General features: G+C 70.6%; 16 protein-coding genes and 1 pseudogene. 15 read left to right on the forward strand and 2 right to left on the reverse strand.

Going from position 1 to position 19,372, the window contains the following annotated elements; genetic code table 11:
* Positions 1 to 182 precede the first annotated feature (182 nt).
* Positions 183 to 1,493: a hypothetical protein gene (locus tag GSF22_RS14850; RefSeq protein WP_208814162.1), complete on the reverse strand. Its 1,311-nt coding sequence runs from the start codon at positions 1,491 to 1,493 to the stop codon at positions 183 to 185.
* Between the two features lie 155 nt (positions 1,494 to 1,648).
* On the opposite strand from GSF22_RS14850, the gene GSF22_RS14855 reads away from it, so the two are divergent.
* The 7 genes from GSF22_RS14855 (at position 1,649) to GSF22_RS14885 (ending at position 14,292) form a co-directional block, all read left to right on the forward strand.
* On the forward strand, positions 1,649 to 2,272 hold the full coding sequence (locus GSF22_RS14855; RefSeq protein WP_208814163.1) for a response regulator transcription factor: 624 nt from the start codon (positions 1,649 to 1,651) through the stop codon (positions 2,270 to 2,272).
* 166 nt (positions 2,273 to 2,438) lie between these two features.
* Positions 2,439 to 6,194, forward strand: a complete 3,756-nt coding sequence (locus GSF22_RS14860) for a VWA domain-containing protein (RefSeq protein ID WP_208814164.1) — start codon at positions 2,439 to 2,441, stop codon at positions 6,192 to 6,194.
* 4 nt (positions 6,195 to 6,198) lie between these two features.
* Complete coding sequence (locus tag GSF22_RS14865) at positions 6,199 to 6,828, forward strand: DUF4255 domain-containing protein (RefSeq protein WP_208814165.1); 630 nt, start codon at positions 6,199 to 6,201, stop codon at positions 6,826 to 6,828.
* Between the two features lie 2 nt (positions 6,829 to 6,830).
* Positions 6,831 to 8,852 carry an ATP-binding protein gene (locus GSF22_RS14870; protein WP_208814177.1) on the forward strand — a complete coding sequence of 674 codons (2,022 nt, stop codon included), beginning with the start codon at positions 6,831 to 6,833 and terminating at the stop codon, positions 8,850 to 8,852.
* 157 nt (positions 8,853 to 9,009) lie between these two features.
* Positions 9,010 to 9,765 carry an eCIS core domain-containing protein gene (locus tag GSF22_RS14875; RefSeq protein ID WP_208814166.1) on the forward strand — a complete coding sequence of 252 codons (756 nt, stop codon included), beginning with the start codon at positions 9,010 to 9,012 and terminating at the stop codon, positions 9,763 to 9,765.
* Positions 9,766 to 9,860: 95 nt separating this feature from the next.
* Positions 9,861 to 13,619 carry a phage tail protein gene (locus tag GSF22_RS14880; RefSeq protein ID WP_208814167.1) on the forward strand — a complete coding sequence of 1,253 codons (3,759 nt, stop codon included), beginning with the start codon at positions 9,861 to 9,863 and terminating at the stop codon, positions 13,617 to 13,619.
* A 19-nt stretch (positions 13,620 to 13,638) separates the two neighbouring features.
* The gene (locus tag GSF22_RS14885) at positions 13,639 to 14,292 is read left to right on the forward strand and encodes a hypothetical protein (protein ID WP_208814168.1); all 654 of its coding nucleotides are present in this window, start codon (positions 13,639 to 13,641) and stop codon (positions 14,290 to 14,292) included.
* A gap of 216 nt (positions 14,293 to 14,508) precedes the next feature.
* Here GSF22_RS14885 and GSF22_RS14890 read toward each other — a convergent pair whose 3' ends face one another.
* Positions 14,509 to 14,748, reverse strand: coding sequence for a winged helix-turn-helix domain-containing protein (locus tag GSF22_RS14890; RefSeq protein WP_208814169.1), 240 nt, complete (start codon positions 14,746 to 14,748; stop codon positions 14,509 to 14,511).
* 521 nt (positions 14,749 to 15,269) lie between these two features.
* Between GSF22_RS14890 and GSF22_RS14895 the strand changes: the two genes are divergently transcribed.
* The 8 genes and pseudogenes from GSF22_RS14895 to GSF22_RS14930 form a co-directional block, all read left to right on the forward strand.
* On the forward strand, positions 15,270 to 15,488 hold the full coding sequence (locus tag GSF22_RS14895; protein ID WP_208814170.1) for a type II toxin-antitoxin system VapB family antitoxin: 219 nt from the start codon (positions 15,270 to 15,272) through the stop codon (positions 15,486 to 15,488).
* Positions 15,485 to 15,892 carry a PIN domain-containing protein gene (locus GSF22_RS14900; RefSeq protein ID WP_208814171.1) on the forward strand — a complete coding sequence of 136 codons (408 nt, stop codon included), beginning with the start codon at positions 15,485 to 15,487 and terminating at the stop codon, positions 15,890 to 15,892. The genes GSF22_RS14895 and GSF22_RS14900 overlap by 4 nt, the downstream gene beginning before the upstream one ends.
* Positions 15,893 to 15,903: 11 nt before the next feature.
* Positions 15,904 to 16,101, forward strand: coding sequence for a type II toxin-antitoxin system HicB family antitoxin (locus GSF22_RS14905; protein WP_208814172.1), 198 nt, complete (start codon positions 15,904 to 15,906; stop codon positions 16,099 to 16,101).
* 54 nt (positions 16,102 to 16,155) lie between these two features.
* Complete coding sequence (locus GSF22_RS14910) at positions 16,156 to 17,694, forward strand: phage tail sheath family protein (RefSeq protein ID WP_208814173.1); 1,539 nt, start codon at positions 16,156 to 16,158, stop codon at positions 17,692 to 17,694.
* A gap of 24 nt (positions 17,695 to 17,718) precedes the next feature.
* A complete protein-coding gene (locus GSF22_RS14915) occupies positions 17,719 to 18,162 on the forward strand; it encodes a phage tail protein (RefSeq protein WP_208814174.1) in 444 nt (147 codons plus the stop codon).
* Positions 18,163 to 18,166: 4 nt separating this feature from the next.
* Positions 18,167 to 18,616 (forward strand): hypothetical protein, encoded by a 450-nt coding sequence (locus GSF22_RS14920; protein ID WP_208814175.1) that lies wholly within the window; start codon positions 18,167 to 18,169, stop codon positions 18,614 to 18,616.
* Positions 18,613 to 18,771 (forward strand): DUF6760 family protein, encoded by a 159-nt coding sequence (locus tag GSF22_RS14925; RefSeq protein ID WP_208814176.1) that lies wholly within the window; start codon positions 18,613 to 18,615, stop codon positions 18,769 to 18,771. The genes GSF22_RS14920 and GSF22_RS14925 overlap by 4 nt, the downstream gene beginning before the upstream one ends.
* A 135-nt stretch (positions 18,772 to 18,906) precedes the next feature.
* Positions 18,907 to 19,372, forward strand: a pseudogene (locus GSF22_RS14930) (hypothetical protein); the annotation flags it as partial.

A 19,372-nucleotide genomic window follows, 5' to 3' on the forward strand; every position in this document is an offset into this window, starting at 1 on the left:
CAGCCACGGGCACACTGCCGACGCGATCGAGAACCTCGAAGAACTTCGCCTTGAGTTCCACGGAAACGGACACGGTCCTCGCAACCCCCAGAAGATCCGGGTGTTGCGAGGACCACTAGACCCCAAGAGCGATAGGAAGGGGCCCTTCCTAACACCCGAGGCGGTCCGCATCCCGCGATGCGTCAGGGCGCCGGGGTGGGAGCGCTGCGGGTGTAACCGTTGAGCAGGGCGAAGTCCCGGCACTGACCGCCCCCGCCACCGGCACCGTCCAGCGCGGTACCCGCCCGGCGGCAGGTGGTCCGCAGACCGACCACCTCACCGTCGTCGACCACGATCGGGGACACCATGTGATAGTCCAGGTCCCGGAAGTTGCCCAGCGCCACGGTCAGCACGGTCGTACCGTCGACCACCAGTTCCAGCCGTCCCTCGTCGCCCTGCGGGTTCTGCAGGAAGATGTCGGTCAGTACGAAGGTCCGCCCGTCGGGCACCGTGTACTGGTCGGTGCGGGTGGCGCCACCTGCGGCGGTGACCGACAGCCGACGGCTGAACGGCTCCCCGCCGGGCGGGATGCCGGGCACCAGGCTGTCCGGGGCCGGCGAGGACGCCGACGGACGTGGCTTCACCGTGGCGCCCACCGCGTCGACCGCCTGCTGGGCCTTGTCGTCCGCCTGCTGCGCCCTGGTGTCGGCGTCGCTGGCCTGCTGCGCCACCGGGGCCACCTGCGCCTGGGCGGCCTCCTCGGCCAGGGACCTCACCTTCGGCTTCAACAGCGCGAACCACAGCCCGGCGCCGATCAGCGCCAACACCAGCAGGGCCGCCAGGACCCGGCCCAGCCCCTGCGGGAACACCGGCTCCTGCACGGTCGCCGCGTCCAGGGTGGTCGCGGGTCCTTCCTCGGCGGCCACGGCGACCCGGAAGGGCAGCGTCACCGGGTGACCCCGCCAGCGCAGGCCCCGGGTACGCACCCGGACCCGGACGAACGCGTTCCCGCCGGGGGCGACGGTGAGCTGCGCCGGACGGATGCTCACGCGCAGCCGGTTGTCCGGGTCGCTGCCGGCCAGGGTCAACCCCAACGGCTGGTTCCCCACGTTGGCCACGGACAGTTCGTGCCGTCCGCCCCACCGTCCCCGGGAGGTACGGGGCAGGATCTCCGGCGCGATCTCGGCGAACGGCAGGACCCGTACGGTGCCCTCGGGCACCACCTGGTCCTCCGGGTTCTCCCGTGGCGTGACCCGTACCGCGAACGGCCGCTCACCGGCGACCACCTGGGCGGTACGGGGTGGGTGGAAGTGCACCGTGACCGACTCGGTCGAGCCGGGGAAGACCGAGACGACGGGCGGCTGCACGCTCGCCCAGCCGGCCGGCTCACCGAGCACCTCGATCGCGTACGACTCGACGATCGGGCCGGCGTTGCGGATCTCCAGCCGGCAGCTCGCCTCGCCGCCCGGGCTGACCTCGACAAGGTCGGTGTCCAGGTTCGCGTCGGTGGTCATGGCGCGACTCTAGGGGCGGCCACGCCGTTTCCAGCCGCCATCGAGGAAGACCTTGGGGCAACTCCGGAGGGCCGTTAAGTCCACGTTGACTGCACGATTGGTGGTCAGGGCGATACTCGGCGCAACCCGTCGTCCGACCGCACCTGGGGGTGCTCATGCGGCGCGTACCCGTCCACCTGTCCTCCACCGACGTCATCTCCCGGGCCGGCGTGGTCAGCCAGCTACGGCCCCGCCCCGAGGTGCTCCTGCTCGACGAGAGCGAGGCCGACCAGGCCCAGGTGGCGATGATCGTCACCGACAGCATCGACGAACCGACCCTACGGGCCCTGCGTGCGCTACGCAGCCGGGCGACCGCCGCCCTGGTACTCGTGGTGACCCAGGTGGACGATGCCGGCCTGGTCGCCGCCGTCGAACACGGGGTCGCCGGGATCGTCCGCCGCGCGGAGGCCAGCGCGGACCGGCTGGTTGCGGTGATCCGCGCCGCCGCTGCCGGGGAGGGCGCCGTTCCGGCGGACCTGCTGGGCCGGTTGCTGCAACAGGTGGGGGCCCTGCAACGGGAGGTCCTCGGGCCGCGTGGGCTGACCTTCACCGGGCTGGCCGAGCGGGAGGTCGAGGTGCTCCGGCTGGTCGCCGACGGGTTCGACACGGCCGAGATCGCCACGAAGCTGTCCTACTCGCAGCGCACCATCAAGAACATCCTGCACGACGTGACCAGCCGGCTGCACCTGCGCAACCGCTGCCACGCCGTGGCGTACGCGCTGCGCAACGGCCTGATCTGACGGGTTGCGCAACGGGCCGATCCGACCCGCAGCGCACGGGCCGATCCGACCCGCAGCGCACCGCCGATCCGACCGGTGCTGCCCGTTCGGGAAGTACAGCCTGCCCACAGACCGGCACCGACTGGCGGTACCCGCCCCGGCCCGGGTGGCCACGGTGGTGACAGGCGTGACCACGGGAGGTGTCGTGCGCTGGGGCAGCAGTCGGTGGATCGTCATGGTGCTCGGGCTGGTGGCCGGGCCGGCGCTGGCCGCACCCGAGCCGCCCGGTCCGGTACCGCCGGTCGCGGCCCCGCCGGTCGTCGACCCCGGGGCCGGCTACCGGTTGGGTTACCGCAGCGACGAACGCAGCACCCTGCTGGCCAGTGCCGCCGCCACCGGGGTACCGGCACCGCTGCTCACCGCCGACGAGCGCGGCGACGCCGCCCGCGACGTCGACGCGCGCGGTGGCCGGCTGGTCTGGATCGGGCAGCGGGCCGACGCGGCGGGCGCCGACCTCGGCGGAGCGCTCTACCTGCGCCGACCCGGCGCCGACCCGCTGCGGCTGGTCGGTGGGCCCGGCAGCGTCGACCAGCCGGCGCTGTCCCCGGACGGCCGCCGGGTCGCGTTCACCAGCGACCGGGCCGGGAACGCCGACATCTGGCTCGTCGGCACCGACGGCTCCGGGCTGCGCCGGCTCACCGACCATCCGGCGGCGGACAGCTGGCCGACCTGGTCGCCCGACGGTACCCGGATCGCGTTCGGCAGCACCCGCGACGACCCGGCCGGCGACATCCACGTGGTACCCGCCACCGGCGGCACACCGGTGCGGGTCACCGACGGTCCGGCTGCCGACACCCAGCCCGCCTGGTCCCCCGACGGCCGGCGGCTCGCCTTCACCACCACCCGCTTCGCACCCGCCGCGACTCCGCCGGTGGCAGGCGCCCCGCCGGCCGGGAGCACGTCGGCGCCCCGGGCCGTGGCGACCGTGGCCGTCGGCGGTGGCCCGGTGACCCGTGTGGTGACCGGGCCGGGGGACGCCAGCGAGCCGGCCTGGTCGCCCGACGGCACCCGGATCGCCTTCACCACCACCGGCGACGACCCGGCCGGCGACATCCACGTCAGCGCGGCCGGCCGGGTGACCCCGGTCGCCACCGGACCGCTCGCCGAACACGGACCGGCCTGGTCCCCCGACGGTGACCTGCTCTGGACGGCCACCGAACGCGCCGCCTCGACCGACGTGTGGACCGCCCACGCCACCGGCGGGGACCGCCGCGACCACACCGCCCGGCCGGGAATGTCCGAAAGCGCGCCGGCCTTCAGCCCGGACGGCACCCGGTTGGCCTACAGTGCCGAGCAGCCGGGGACCGGTACCCGAATCGTCGTCGCCGACGCGACCGGTGCCGACCCGCAGACCCTCACCCCGGTGGGCACGGTGGCCGGTGACCGGGACACCGACCCTGCCTGGTCACCGGCCGGGGACGCGATCGCCTTCACCCGACACCCCGCCGACCCCGCCCGACCGTCCCGGATCCTGATCGTCACGGTCCCCGACGCCCGGCTGCTCAGCACGGTCGACATGCCCCCGTACCTGACCGGCCAGGACACCGAGCCGGCCTGGTCGCCGGACGGCCGACAACTCGCCTTCGCCCGCCGGGCGTCAGATCGGGAGAGCGACCTGACCGTGCCGAGGGTGGACCGGCCGGCGTACCCGGGCACCTCGTTCACCGTCGAGCAGTCGGTCCGTACGCCGCCGATCCCGCCCCGCCCGGACATCGTCTTCCTGGTCGACAACACCGCATCGATGGACCTGCCCGGCGAGGGCGGATCGAGCGTGATCGAGCAACTGAAGCTGCGGATCCCCGACGTGATCGCGGAGGTCCGCAAACAACGGTCCGAACCCCTGTTCGGTCTGGCCACCTTCGGCGGCACCCAGGACGGCACGTACGACCCCGGGCTGTACGACCCCCGGCTGCCACTGACCGACAGCGACGCCCGCATCGCCGCCGCCGTGGGCAGCCTGGCGGCCGACAGCCAGTACAGCCAGGAGAACTGGTTCTACGCGCTGCGGCAGCTCGCCCGCAACGACCGGATCGGCTTCCGGCCGAACAGCAGCCGGATCGTCGTGCTGATCAGCGACACCGACAGCGTCGACAAGACCCTCCCGCCGCCCGAGGAGGGAGAGATCAGCGAGGACTCCCTGCGGGACGCGCTGGTCGCCGCCGGCATCGCGTTGATCGGCGTCAAGATCACGGGTGCGGACTTCGAACGCGGTCTCGACTTCGACGGCGCAGCCGGCCGGTTGGCCGCAGCCACCGGCGGGGTCCTCACCCCCAACAGTGATCCCGGCGAGATGATCGACGCGATCATCGACGCCATCCGGCAGTTGAAGATCACCGTCCACCCGGAGGCGTCCTGCGAGGATCACCTCTCGGTCACCTTCCATCCCGATCCGGCCAGGGTGGACGCCGGCACCCCGGCCCGGTTCACCGAGACCGTCACGATCTCCCCCGACGCCGTCCCCGGCAGCGTGCTGCGCTGCACGCTGCGCTTCGACCTCGACCCGCCGGAGGTCGGCGCGGACACCACCCAGGAACTGGTCGTCCGGGTCGCCCAACCCGGCGGGCCGCTGGTCCGGGTCGACGACCTGCGGGTACCACCCGACGGGCCGGACGGGACCCGGGTGCGCTACCGGGCGATGGCGGTGGACGCCGACAACCGGCCCCTGCCGGTACGCTGCACACCCGCCCCCGGCTCGCTGTTCCCCATCGGACAGACCGTGGTCACCTGCACCGCCACCGACCGTGACGGGCGGACCGGCTCCGACACGGCGCTGATCGTGGTGGCCGATCCGCAGGCCACCGGCAGCCGGATCTGGCTGGCCCGCCTCGACCGCAGCACCACCGGCACGCTGACCGTCACCGACCAGCAGGACCTGAGCGCCCGGGTCGGTGCCGGCTGCCCGGTCCGCGCCACCGACCGGTCACCGGCCTGGTCCCCGGACGGATCGGCGCTCGCCTTCACCGACAGCAGCCAACCGGGGGACCTCTGCGTGGTGGCGCCCGACGGCGCCCGGCCCCGGCACCCGCTCGCCCCGGCCGACCGGGCCGGCCGGGCGGTGGCCGACCCCGCCTGGTCACCTGACGGCCGGCAGATCGCGGCGACCCTGCAACGCTCGGAGGAACCCCGGGACATAGTGCTGCTGCCGGCAGCCGGCGGTACCCCGGTCACCGTGGTCCGGGCCGTCGGCGCCGAACCGACCTTCCAGCGGCTACCCGTACCCGACCTGCGGTTGACCGTCTCGGTCGGCGGCCAGCCGGCCTACCTGGGCGGCGATCCGGTACCGGTCACCTTCACCGTCCGCAACGACACCCCGCTACCGGCGGAGAACGTCTGGCTGGAGATCACCGCGCCGGACCCGCTGCTCCCGGCGGCCAGCGCCGACCCGCGCTGCGGGCCCGGCCGCCGGCTCTGCCTGCTCGGCACGCTCGGCCCAGCCGGGCAGCAGGTCGTCACCATCGTCCTGCCCGCCCGGGCGGCGGTCACCGGGACGGTCAGCGGCCGGCTCGGCGCGACCGTCCGGCAGGTCCCGGCGACCCGGACCGCGCTGGCGCCGGTACGGGTCGTCGCCCCCACGGTCACCCTCGACCCGGCGACAGGCCCGCCCGGTTTCGTCACCACCGCCGTCGGCGTCGACTTTCCGCCCGGCGCGCAGGTCCGGCTGCGCTGGTCACCGGGGATCACCACCACCCCGGACACGGTGACCGTCGGCGCCGACGGCACCTTCCGTACCCCGATGCTGATCCTGCGCAAGGATACTCTCGGGCTGCGGGACCTGACCGTCACCCGGGTCTCCGGTGCCACCTTCGCACCGGTACGCGCCACCGCGCCGTTCCTGGTGGTGCCGCGCGGACTCGCCCCACCGGTGTTCGGCGGCCGGGGGTGAACCGGTGATCCACGAGATCGACGACGCGCTGCGCCGGCTGGTCCGCGACGATGCCCTCGCCGGGTCCGGGGTGGAGATCGTGCTGGAGGCCCCGACGAAGGAGTGGGCGGCCCGGCGCAACGCCCCCACCGTCGACATCTACCTGTACGACATCCGGGAGGACCTGCGCCGCCGGTCCCGGGGCCTGGTCAACGAGTACGACGAGCGGGGCAACGTGGCCCGCCGGGTCGCCCCGCCCCGCTACATCAAGCTGTCCTACCTGGTGACGGCGTGGACGCAGCGGCCGGAGGACGAGCACCGGCTGCTCTCCGCGCTGCTGCTGTGCTTCCTGCGCCTGGACGCCCTGCCCCCGGCGGTGCTGACCGGCTCGGTGGCCGCGCTCGGCATGCCGGTACCGCTGACCGTGGCACTGCCGCCGCCGGAGGACCGGGCGTTCGCCGACGTGTGGACCGCCCTCGGCGGCGAGCTGAAACCCTCCCTGGACCTGGTGGTCAGTACCCCGGTGGACAGTGGTCGGGTGGTCCCGGCCGGCCCGCCCGCGCAGGACGGCCTGGCCGTCGAGGTCGCCGACCGCACCGACGGCAGCGCGTCCGGGGACCGGGTCGGGCACCGCCGGGCCCGTGCCGGCGGTTGACCGTGGCCGACGGGGTACCGGTCCTGCTGCGCCGCCTGCAACAGGTGGAGCGGGCGGTACGTGCCGCCGTGGCGCAACGCCGGGAGAGCGACCCGCAGCCCGACGACCCGTTCCGGGGGTTGTACCTCTCCGACGAGGCGGTGGACGCGGCCCTGGCCGCCACCCGGGAGCCGTTCGCCCCCTGGCCCGGGTCCGCCGCCCCTTCCTTCTCCTCACCGGACCGGTTGGCGACGCTGACCCGGGCCGCCGGGCTGACCCCGCTGGACGAGGCGCTGCTGCTGGTGGCCCTCGCCCCCGACGTGGACAGCCGGTTCGAACAGTTCTACGGCTACCTCAACGACGACGTGACCCGCCGCCGCCCGTCGATCGGCCTGGCACTGCGGCTGTGCGGGCTGCCCGAGGCCGCCGCCCCGGCCCGGCTCCGGCTCGCCACCGGGGCGCCCCTGATCGACCTGGCGCTGCTGCGGGTCGACTCCCCCGACCGGCCGGTACTCAGCCGGGGACTGTGGGTACCCGACCGGGTCGGCGGTTGGCTCCTCGGCGCCGGGGCCCCCGAACCGTTGCTGGTCGGGCTCGCCGAGCCGGTCGAGGCGTACGGGCCGCCGCCGCCCGGTGCGGCGGCCCTCGGTCGTGCGCTGGAGCGGGCCGGCGCACGCCTGGCGTACCTGCGGGAGCAGCCCGGCGGCAGCGCCCCGGCCCTCGCCGCAGCCGCCCTGCACGACGCCGGATGGAATGCGCTCGCCGTCGACCTGCCCCGGCTGGCCGCCGACCCGCAGCCGGCGGAGTTGGCCACCGTCCTGGTCCGGGAGGCCGTGCTGACCGGCGCGGGGCTGGTCGTCGGGCCGGTGCACGGCGGCGAACCGTGGCCGGTCTGGTCCCGGCTGACCGGCGGTCGGGTACCGGTGCTCGCCTACGGGACGCAGCCCTGGGATCCGGCGTGGACGGCGGTGCCACCGGTTCAGGTGGACGTGGCACCGCTGAGCGGGGCGCAGCGGGCCGAGGTGTGGCGGGCGGCGCTGCCCGAGCGGCTCGCCGACGGACTCGACCCGGCCACCGCGACCGCGCAGTTCGTGCTCGGCGCACCGGCGATCCGCCGGGCCGCCACGGTCGCCGCCCAGCTCGCCGCCGCCGCCTGCGAGCCGGTCGACGCGACCCACCTGCGCGCCGGTGCGCGTACCCAGAACGCCGCCGGCCTGGAACGACTGGCCCGGCGGATCGTCCCCGAGGTCGGCTGGGACGACCTGGTGCTGCCCGCGCCGACGCTGTCGCTGCTGCACGAACTGGCCGGTCGGGCCCGGCACCGGGACCGGGTGCTGCGCGAGTGGCGGATGCGCCCCGGCGGCGGGCGCGGGCACGGGGTGACCGCGCTGTTCGCCGGGGACTCCGGCACCGGCAAGACGATGTCCGCCGAGGTGGTGGCGGGCAGCCTGGGGCTGGATCTCTACACGGTCAACCTGGCCACCGTGGTCGACAAGTACGTCGGGGAGACCGAGAAGAACCTGGAACGGATCTTCGGTGAGGCGGCCGGGGTCAACGGGGTGCTGCTCTTCGACGAGGCCGACGCGATCTTCGGCAAGCGCTCCGAGGTACGTGACGCGCACGACCGGTACGCCAACATCGAAAGCGCGTACCTGTTGCAACGGATGGAAACCTTCGACGGGCTGGCGGTGCTGGCCACGAACCTGCGGGCCAACCTGGACGAGGCGTTCACCCGACGGCTGGACGTGGTGGTCGACTTCCCGATCCCGGACGAGGCGGCCCGCCGGGCGCTGTGGGACCGCTGCCTCGGTGACCGGGTACCCCGCGCTCCGGACGTGGACCTGGACTTCCTGGCGGCGGCGTTCGAGCTGGCCGGCGGGCACATCCGTTCGGCGGCGGTGACCGCCGGTTACCTGGCCGCCGGGGCGGGCCGCCCGGTGGGCATGGCCGAGCTGATCGGCGCGGTCGGCCGGGAGTACCGCAAGCTCGGCCGGCTCACCCTGGCCAGCGAGTTCGGCTCCTGGCTGCCCCAGGCGCTCGGCTGACCGCCCGGCGCCGGCTCTTCGGGGCTGGCCGGCTGCCCCTCAGACCCGACTGCCCGTTGGGGCAACGACGACTGCCCCCTCGCTCGCGCCTCCTGTACTGCCCGAAGGGGGCGGTCCCGGGGCACGGTCGAGGGGCACCCGGCCACAGGGGGTAACCATGCGCGGACACCGTGAATTCGACTCCGAAGCGGCGGTACGCCCCGCCGGTGACCGGCCGTCCGGCCCCGAACACGACACCGACCATCTCACGTACGCCGCCGCCAGCGCCGGCCGGCCCGACGTACTCGGCGCGGCCGGGCTGCTCGGACTGCAACGCGCGGTCGGCAACCAGGCCGTCGGTGAACTGCTCGAACCGGAGCGCTCCCCGGTGCACGACGTGGTCAGCTCCGGTGGCGGGTCACCGCTGGCGCCCGAGGTGCGCACCGACATGGAGGCCCGCTTCGGCGGGCAGGACTTCGGCGACGTGCGGGTCCACACCGACGGCGCTGCCCACGAGTCGGCGAGGTCGGTCAACGCGCAGGCGTACACCGTCGGGTCGAACATCGTCTTCCAGCGCGACAGCTACGACCCGGCGTCGCCGGTCGGGCAGCACATGCTCGCCCACGAGCTGACCCACGTGGTGCAGCAGCGCAGCGGCCCGGTGGACGGTACCGACCACGGCGGCGGGGTGAAGGTCAGCGACCCGTCCGACCGGTTCGAACGGGAGGCGGTAGCCAACGCCGACCGGCTGATGTCCACCCCTTCCTCTGCCGCTTCCGCCCCCACTGCTCCGGTGCAGCGGGCCACCGAGCAGGACGGGCACGACCACCCGGCGGTGCAGCGGGCCGAGGAGATGTCCGAGGAGGACGAGTCGGCGCAGACGTACGTGCAGCGCCAGGAAGCACCTGAGGAGGAAGAGGAACCCGCCGAGTAGCGCACTGACCTGCTCCTACCTGCCCTGAGCTGCGCGTCCTGCGCGCTGGCGGCTCGTTGGGCCGAAGGTGGGCCGCCCCGACCGGGAGGTGTGAGGTGAAGGCACCGGCCGAGGACCGGGGCGTGGAGCGGGCCCCCGTCCGCTCCGCCCCGCGCCCGCCGGTGCAGGCCGCCGTCGATCCGGAGCCACCCACCGGGGTACGCCAGACTCCCGCGCGCCCGTTGAGCCCGGCGGTAGCGCAGCGGTTGCAGTCCGCCGCAGGCAACCGGGCGGTCGCCGCGCTGGTCGCCCAGCGCCGGGCCGCCACGGGACGACCGGCACCGGCCCGTCGGTCCGGCGGCGGTGCGGCCCGGGGTGCGGCGGGGAGCCGTTCCGTTCCGACACAGCGCGCGACAAGCGGACCGACCACCGGCGCCGCCACGGCGGGCACCGCCTCCGCCGGCCCGGTCCTGGCACCCGACCCGACTGTCGTGCAGCGGTTGGCGACCGATGCCGGGCCGGTGCACCGGCCCGGTCCGGAGGCTGATCCGAAGTTTGCCGCGCTGAGGTCCGACGTCCGGGCGAAGCAGACCGTGCTGGGGGCGCATCCGCCGGCCAGCGCGGAGGCGGCGAAGGCGCAGGGTGCGGCGAAGCCCCCGCAGGACGACAAGGAGGCCCAGGGCAAGGCGGCGAACGCGGAGAAGATGAACGCCGCCAAACCCGGCGAGTTCGACAAGGCCGCGTTCATCCGGGCGGTCAACGAGGCGATCGCCGCGCAGGCGCCGAAGAACCTCGACGAGGCCGACAAGTTCGGTGACTCGGGTAAGGCCGACGCAGTCAAGGGGCAGGTACAGGGGCAGGTCGGTCAGGGCAAGGAAGCTTCCGCCAAGGCGATCGAGACCACCACCAAGGCCCCACCGGACACGTCGAAGGCCGTCGACAAGCCGGTCACCCCACTGGTGCCGGACAAGCCACCCGGCACACCGGCTGCACCAGATCCGGCGAAGGCCGTACCGGACAAGGCACCCCCGGCCGCGACGGACCTGTCCGGCGGGCCGAAGCAGGTCGACCAGCAGATGGCCGAGGCGCAGGTCACCGAGGAGCAGCTCGCCAGGTCCAACGAGCCGGAGTTCACCGGGGCGTTGAAGGAGAAGGACGCCGCCGAGCAGCACGCGCAGACCGCGCCGGGGCAGGTACGCGCCGCCGAAGCGCAGACCCTGGCCGGGGCGAAGGCAGCCGCCGGGGCGGCCGGCGCGACGGCGATGACCGCCCTGGCCGGGGACCGTAAGCAGGCGGGTCAGACCGTCGGGTCGGGCAAGGAGGAGGCCAAGTCCGCCGACGAGACCAAACGGGCGCAGGTCACCGCCATCCTGCAGAAGGTCTTCGACGCCACGAAGAAAGACGTCGAGGAGATCCTGTCCGGGCTGGACAAGAAGGTCGACGACCAGTTCACCTCGGGTGAGAAGGCCGCGCGGGACGCGTTCACCGCCGACCACAAGCGCTGGATGGACGAGTACAAGGACAAGCGGTACTCCGGACTGACCGGCAAGGGCCGGTGGATCAAGGACAAGTTCGCCGGCCTGCCCGAGGAAGCCAACCAGATCTTCGTCGTCGCCCGTAAGGGCTACGTCGACCGGATGCAGCAGGTCATCTCCGGGGTCGCCGACACCATCGGCGCGGAACTCGGCCGGGCCAAGCAGCGCATCGCCACCGGCCGCACCGAGTTGCAGGCGGCGGTGAAGGGTCTCGCGCCCGAGCTGCAGGCCATCGGCAAGGAGGCGGCGGCCGAGTTCGCCGGGAAGTTCGACGAGCTGACCGAGCAGGTCAACAACAAGGGCACCGAACTGGTGCAGACCCTCGCGTCGAAGTACCACGAGGCCCTCAAGGCGGTCGACGAGGAGATCGCCGCCGAGAAGGAGAAGAACAAGGGCCTGGTCGCCAAGGCCGTCGACGCGGTCGCCGGGGTCATCAAGACCATCATGCAGCTCAAGGACATGCTGCTCGGGGTCCTGGCCAAGGCCGCGCAGGCGGTCATGGCGATCATCTCCGACCCGATCGGGTTCCTGGGCAACCTCGTCTCCGCGGTCGGTGCCGGGCTGCGGCAGTTCCTGGCCAACATCGGCGAGCATCTGAAGAAGGGCCTGGTCGGCTGGCTCACCGGCGCGATGGCCGGCGCCGGACTGGAACTGCCGGCAAAGTTCGACCTGCGCGGCATCGTCCTGATGATCGGCTCCCTGCTCGGGCTGACCTGGGCATCCATCCGGGGCCGAATCATCCAAAAGGGCGTACCCGAGCAGGCTATGGGCGCTGTCGAGCAGTCCGTACCCCTGGTGCAGAAGATCCAGGCCCAAGGGCTCGGCGGCCTGTGGGAGGAGATCCAGGCCAAGGTCGGCGACCTCAAAGCCACCCTGTTCGCCAAGATCAGCGAGTACCTGATCCCGACCGTGCTGATGGCCGGCATCACCTGGATCATCAGCCTGCTCAACCCCGCGAGCGCCTTCATCCGCGCCTGCAAAATGATCATCGACTTCGTCACGTTCATCGTGACCCAGGGCGCGCAGATCCTCGAATTCGTCAACTCCGTCCTCGACGCCATCATCGCGATTGCGGGCGGCGGCACGGGTGGCGTTCCCGCCCTCATCGAAAAGGCCCTCGCCCGGTCGGTACCGGTGCTGATAGGAGCACTCGCGGCGATCCTCGGCATCGGTGGCCTCGCCCAGAAGGTCCAGAAGTTCTTCAAGGCTCTCAGCAAGCCGGTCATGAAAGCCGTCGACTGGGTCGTCGGAAAGATCGTCGCCCTCGGCAGAAGGCTGTGGGCAAAGGTACGGAGCGAGTTCGCAGGATCTCGAAAGAGAGGTAGTGGCAACGCGCTCCGACCGTCGAACGACAAACAGCAAGCACTCAATTCCGCGCTTGCTGAATCCGACCGTCTACTGATAAGCGGCAGACCAAAGCGCGACATCGAGTCGGCGCTCCCTGCCATCCGCGATCGCCATGGCCTTCGCAGCCTAAGCCTTACCGTAACCGGCCACGGAAACGCAGCGAAGGGCCAGATAGAAGGGGCGATCAACCCTTCGGGAAAGACCCGGATCCGCCCATTGGATCCGGATGCCGACGAACGCATCGAACTGCGCCACGTCGAGGACAAGAAAGAGCAGCTTCTCATCCTGACCAACGCCTCGATTAAGGAAGCGCGCCGACGCAGCGATACGCAACCCGCGATCCCACTGCTCGCCACAGTGCGAGCGGTAGTCGACGGTGTCGAAACACACAAATTACGTGATCAGCAGGGCTTCAACGCCGCCTTCGCCGCACTCAAGCACCAAGAGGCGAATCTCGCCGACGTCGGGCGCAAATACGGATTCTGGCCACTCAGCAAGATTTCGTCACACCCCTCCCGATTCATCGCCAACAACGAAGTCAAACAGTCCCTCCGAGGCCGCGGCAAGATACGCGCCTTCTTCTACGGAGGATTCGACCCAAGCAAAATCCCCTCCTGGGAAGCGAAAGAAATGGCATCCCTCAGAGCCGAGGCAGCAGGGCCGCAATACCGGAACGAACCAAAAGTGAAGGAGTACATCGCCCAGGGCCGCCCATTGGGCACCTTGTACGTCTGCCACCACAAGAACCACGTTGTCGACGAGACCGAAGCGGACTACAAGCCCGAAAAAGACCACAAGGTCGCCGTATCAACCCACTGGAACACCGGCGATCGCGGCAGCGTCGGCAACAACACCGACCAGAACACCCGGAAGACCTGGTACAGCGAACTTTGCAACCTCCGGGTCATTTGCGGTGAGTGCAATGGGAAGAAGGGCGGCGAAAAGAGCTACACGGTCCGCGTCGGGCCCAACTTCAAAGGCCCCGGAGAGTAACACCAGGAGGAGTTTCTACATGAGCGACACAACAGCAAAGTACCACCTCTGGCACCCTCATTACGAGATTGTCGGCGGGAGTCAGATCACATGCACGGTAGATGTAGCACCAACAGACACCGACCTCCTGGACAAGGGGGACCCAGAGCTCGTATCGCACTTCGCCGAACAACTAGGACTGAGCGACACCAAAATAATCGACTACAAGCTACATGCCTTCAATACCCCGTACTACTCCTACGACATTGACAGTGCAAAACTTGAGTCGAGCATATCACCCGCATGGCGGCTTCTACTGCGACTTGATGTCCGGTGTTCTACACCGACGCCGATACCGATCCCGGAATTTCCCGGGCCGATACCAGCCTGGGGAATTGATCAAACATGGTGGGAACATCGCCGCCCGTGGGACTGGAACAAACACGAGACGATCGTCATCGGACTTGACGGCCCGGAACCCGAGTTGGACTTCCTCGCAGAACTAGGAAAGCCACTCCGCAGTGAAACAGTTATCTACCAACCGCCAACCCACCCGGTAGGCCAGATACGCATCTCACTCGGCGTTGTAGATCTACCGGACCAATTGGAAGACGTGTTTGAGGTTGTCTACGCCTGCCACCGACAAGCCTACGTGGTGCACTGTGAGGACTCCTACGGACTGTTCATGTCCTGATCCTGTCCGACCGGCAGACCAACGGCGATCCCTCGATTCACTGGCAGGTAAATCTGAACAGCTAGTCGCATTCGCCCTGAAATAGAAACAGAGGCTGCCTCCCAGCTCGATCGGGAACACCTTCGGCTCACATCCGCCTCACCTCTGCCGGTCTACGAGTTTGGGAAACTGGTAAGCGTACATCCGCAAATGGGAGTACAATTCCAATTTGCACGCCTACCCCTTTGGGTCAATCAACCAAGTTTCACCGGCGGCCACGTAGATTCCTTTGCCCTGGTGCCGGTAGATCAGGTGGCGGGACTCCAGCCAGACGAGGGCGAACTTGATCGTCGTCTCGCTGACGCCGTACGCCTGCTTCAGCTCAAGCAGCGTGGGCAGCTTGCTGTGCGGCTCGCGGACCCCCGACCTGATCGACGTCTCGATCTCGTGGGCGATCCTCGCGTAATCAGAGGTCACGGGCATGCTCAAGTCCTTCTCTTGCGTGGCATGTCCATCTGATCACGACCGCTTCACCAAACTCAAGACACTGTGGCACCCAAGTCCTTGACTTCTGCCTCTGTGAAACCTAAGTTTCAGGTCGCACCTCCTCTTGCGTGGCAGCCGGATGAAGGTTCACCCGCACGGGTAGGTGGCCGGTTTCACCGGTCACCTACACGGTTTCCGTGCAGGTCCGCGAACCTGCCCATCCGATCGTTTCCCAGACTCACGGGCGGAAGGCCGAAGAACCATGATCTATCGGAGCGGGCAACGCCCGGTCCACCGAGAATGACCAGTCGACGCGTACCCGGATCTGGCGTGACGCCCCGATCGACGGCGCCTAGCCGTTGTCGGCTACCACAGCCCCACTCCGGGACACGCGTAACGGCTACTCATCTCGGCCGTTAACGAGATTACGGCCACAGCAAGCACCTTCATCTTGTAGCCTCACCGATAGTGCATTGATATACGAGAGGTGGCCTTGATATATGAGTCGGACTGTGATCGACATCGACGATGAGATGCTGGTGCGGGCTCAACGCGCGCTACGCACCACCACCAAACGTGACACCGTGAACGCCGCCCTCGAACTCGCCGCCGCGATCGACGCCGAGCGGCGCGCTCAACTGCTGGGCTCCTTCCGGGATCTGCTCGGCCGCCTCGACCTCGACGTCATCGAGCAGGACGAGACCGACGACCACAAGGACCGAGCGGCGTGACGTACCTGGCCGACACCTCCTTGGTGATCCGCCTGCGGCAGGGCCGTGACATCGCGCCGCGATGGGTCGACGCGGTTCAGGCCGGGCTGGTGGGGGTGTGCCCGCCCGTCGAGGCCGAGCTCATGCGAGCCGTCGCCAGCAAGGCCGACCGCGATCAACTCCAGAGCACGCTACGCGCGCTGTTCGCCTGGCATCCCATGCCCGACAGCGCGTGGCGGTTCGTTGAACGAACCCAGCACGACCTGGTGAACCTGGGTAACCACAAGGGACCTTCGGTCGTCGACCTGCTGATCGCGGCAACCGCGCAGGCGTGGGGCCTGACCCTGCTGCACGTCGACGCGGACTTCGAGACCATCGCCACCGTGACGGACCTGCGCACACTCCGCGCCGACCAGACGGTGTAGCGAGGGGCCCGGTGGGTACGTTCACCGCAGCCGTACACCAGGAAGAAGACTGGTACGTCGCTCGATGCCTTGAGCTGGATGTGACGAGTCAGGGTGAATCGCCTGACGCCGCCCTGGCCAACCTGCGTAAAGCAGTCGAACTCTATCTGTGGGCGGTGCCTGAACGGGCAGTCAAGCTTTCCCGATCAAGCGTCCCGGTGGACGTTTGACCAGCAGCACGTACGCGGGACGCTGACCTCGATCCCTAGGGACGAGGAGGCGGGATGCCCAACTACCTGGCGCCGGGCGTGTACGTCGAGGAGGTGACCGGCTCCCGCCCGATCGAGGGGGTCGGTACGGCGGTCGCCGCGTTCGTCGGCTTCGCCGCGCAGGGGCCGTTCAACACCCCGACCCTGGTCACCAACTGGAGCCAGTACTCGCAGACCTTCGGCGAGTTCGCGCCGGACTGCTATTTGGGCCACGCCGTCTACGGGTACTTCATGCAGGGCGGTAATGCCGCGTACATCGTGCGGGTGGGCGGTGACCGGGCCGGCGGCAGCGGCGCCGAGGCGGTACCGGCCGGAGCCGAGCCGGCTGCGGTCCTCGGCACGTACCGGGTGGTGGCCCGCGCCCTGCCCGGAGGGTTGCCGGACGACCTGTCGGTGGAGGTGACCGACCCGCCGGAGGGCGCCGGTGAGGACCGGTTCACCCTCGTCGTCAAGCGGGGCGGCCAGGTGGCCGAGACGTTCGAGTCGGTGACCACCAAGCGCGGCAAGGACAACGTGGTGACCGTGGTCCGCGAGCGGTCCACGCTGATCACCATCGAGGAGGCGGCGCCGACCGGCCAGTTGGCCCGGCCGCAGGGCGGCGAGGTGGCACTGATCGGCCCGGGGCCGACGTCCGCCCCGGAGACCGTCTCGGCCGACGAGTACGTGGGCGACGCGGCGGAGCGTACCGGCTTCGGCGGCCTGGAGGCGGTCGACGAGGTGACCATGGTCGCGGTGCCCGACCTGATGGGGGCCTACCAGCGCGGCGCGATCGACCTGGAGTCGGTGAAGGCGGTGCAGTCGGCGGTGATCGCCCACTGTGAGCTGATGGGTGACCGGATGGCGATCCTCGACCCGCCGCCGGGGCTCTCCCCGCAGCAGGTCAAGGAGTGGCGTACCGACCAGGCCGGCCACGACTCGAAGTACGCGACGCTCTACTACCCGTGGATCAGGGTGTTCGACCCGTTGACCGGCACCAACCGGTACATGCCGCCGTCGGGTCACATCGCCGGGGTCTGGGCCCGCAACGACGCCACCCGGGGCGTACACAAGGCGCCGGCCAACGAGCCGATCCGGGGTGCGGTGGCCCTGGAGACCCAGCTCACCCGCGCCGAGCAGGAGCTGCTGAACCCGATCGGGGTCAACTGCATCCGCGCCTTCCCCAGTCGCGGCATCCTGGTCTGGGGCGCGCGGACCCTCTCCTCCGACCCGGCCTGGCGCTACCTGAACGTCCGGCGGCTGTTCAACTACCTGGAGGAGTCGATCCTCAACGGCACCCAGTGGGTGGTGTTCGAGCCCAACGACCACGCGCTGTGGGCGCGGATCCGGCGCACCATCAGCGCGTTCCTGGTCAACGAGTGGCGGCGCGGCGCGCTGTTCGGACTGACCCCGGACGAGGCGTTCTTCGTCAAGTGCGACCAGGAGACCAACCCGGCCGAGAGCATCGACGCCGGCCAGGTGGTCTGCCAGATCGGCGTCGCCCCGGTCAAGCCGGCCGAGTTCGTCATCTTCCAGCTGGCGCAGCTCTCCGGCGGCACCAGCCTGGTCAACGAGTAGTCACCGTAGCGTCAGGAGGCAGTCGTGCCGCTCCCCGATTTCGACTCCGCCGTCGGCCACTCGTTCGGCCTGGAGGTGGACAGCATCATCATCCGGCAGATCACCGAGGTCACCGGCCTGAAGATGGAACAGGACGTGATCGAGTACAAGTCGAACACCGCCGACGGCAAGTTCGTGGTCCGCAAGGCACCGGGCGCGCCGAAGGCCGGTGAGGTCACGCTGACCCGGGGTCTGACCGCCGACAACAGCTTCGAACGGTGGATCAAGGACTGCCGGTTCGGCAAGATGGGCGACGCGCGCAAGGGCGGCGCGATCATCGTCTTCGACTACGAGGGCTTTCCCATCAAGCGGTACAAGCTGACCAACGCGTGGGCGAAGAGCCTGGAGATCAGCTCGCTGAAGGCCGGCGACACCAGCGTACTCACCGAGAAGCTCGTGGTGACGTACGAGTCGATGGAGGTCGAGTAGTCCGATGCGTCGTACGTCGTCGCTCGTCCCGCCCCCCGGTGCGGTACCGGCCGCCGAGGCGCCCGTCGCCGCGCAGCGGGAGACGCTGCGCACCGAGTTCCCGTTCGAGTTGCCCCGGGGGTACGTGGACGCGGCCGGGACGGTGCACCGGGACGGGGTGATGCGGCTGGCCACCGCGCGGGACGAGCTGGTGCCGCTGCGCGACGACCGGGTCCGGGAGAACCCGCCGTACCTGACCGTGGTGCTGCTCAGCCGGGTGATCACCAGGATCGGCACGGTCGTCGACGTGCACCCCGGGATCGTCGAGGACCTGTTCGCCTCGGACCTGGCGTTCCTCCAGGACATGTACCGCCGGATCAACAGCGAGGGGCACACCCGGGCGGGTGTGGTCTGCCCGGAGTGCCGGCACGGCTTCGTCGTCGACCTCGCCGGTGGCCGCCTGGGGGAATCGTGACGTACGCGGCCGATCGCCTGTACACCGAGGTCGCGTACGTCGCCTACCACTTCCACTGGTCGTTGGCGGACATTCTCGACCTGGAGCACGGTGAGCGGCTGCGCTACGTGGCCGAGATCGCCGGCATCAACACCCGGATCAGTCAGGGGCGGTGACCGATGTGGTGGCCGTGGCGTCGACGGGAACGGACCGTACAACGGTCGGCCGTGGACGCCGCCCCAGCGGCCCACACCGACACGGCCGCCGCTGGTCCGGCTGACCGGGCCGCCCCGGGTCGCTCCGATGCGGGTATGCCGCCGGCCGGTCCGCCGGCCTGGGCGGTGCTGCCACCGATCCAACGTGTCGTGCCGGACGAGCCCCGACTGCTCCGGCCGGAGTCGTTCACCGCGTCGCTGGCCGCCTGGCGCGACCCGTCGTACCTCGCCCCGCTGGGGCACACCGTCGGCGACGCCGAGCCGGCCGGCACCCTGCACGGAGCCGCCGTGCCACTGGCCGACCCGCCGCCGAGCGCGGACAGCCCGCCGCTGCCGTTGGCGTCCCCGCCGCACCGGCCGGCGCCGGTACGGGTGCAGCGGCTCGCCGGGCCAGCCACACCGCTGCTCACCGCACCGGCACCGACGCCCACCCGGCACCTGCCGGCCATCGACCCCACCCCACCCACCACGCCACTCCCCGATGCGCCGACGGCGGCCGAGGTACCGCCGATCGAGGTACCGCCAACCGCGACAGAAAGTGTGGACGCACCGACCCTGGGTC

The sequence above is a fragment of the Micromonospora echinofusca genome, from assembly GCF_017614955.1.
GTDB classification, from domain to species: Bacteria; Actinomycetota; Actinomycetes; order Mycobacteriales; family Micromonosporaceae; genus Micromonospora; species Micromonospora echinofusca_A.

Bases quoted from the DNA above. Each gene is read 5' to 3' on its own strand.
- GSF22_RS14875 (WP_208814166.1), top strand. From the start codon at position 9,010: ATGCGCGGACACCGTGAATTCGACTCCGAAGCGGCGGTACGCCCCGCC.
- GSF22_RS14885 (WP_208814168.1), top strand. From the start codon at position 13,639: ATGAGCGACACAACAGCAAAGTACCACCTCTGGCACCCTCATTACGAG.
- GSF22_RS14920 (WP_208814175.1), top strand. From the start codon at position 18,167: ATGCGTCGTACGTCGTCGCTCGTCCCGCCCCCCGGTGCGGTACCGGCC.
- GSF22_RS14855 (WP_208814163.1), top strand. From the start codon at position 1,649: ATGCGGCGCGTACCCGTCCACCTGTCCTCCACCGACGTCATCTCCCGG.
- GSF22_RS14850 (WP_208814162.1), bottom strand. From the start codon at position 1,493: ATGACCACCGACGCGAACCTGGACACCGACCTTGTCGAGGTCAGCCCG.
- GSF22_RS14910 (WP_208814173.1), top strand. From the start codon at position 16,156: ATGCCCAACTACCTGGCGCCGGGCGTGTACGTCGAGGAGGTGACCGGC.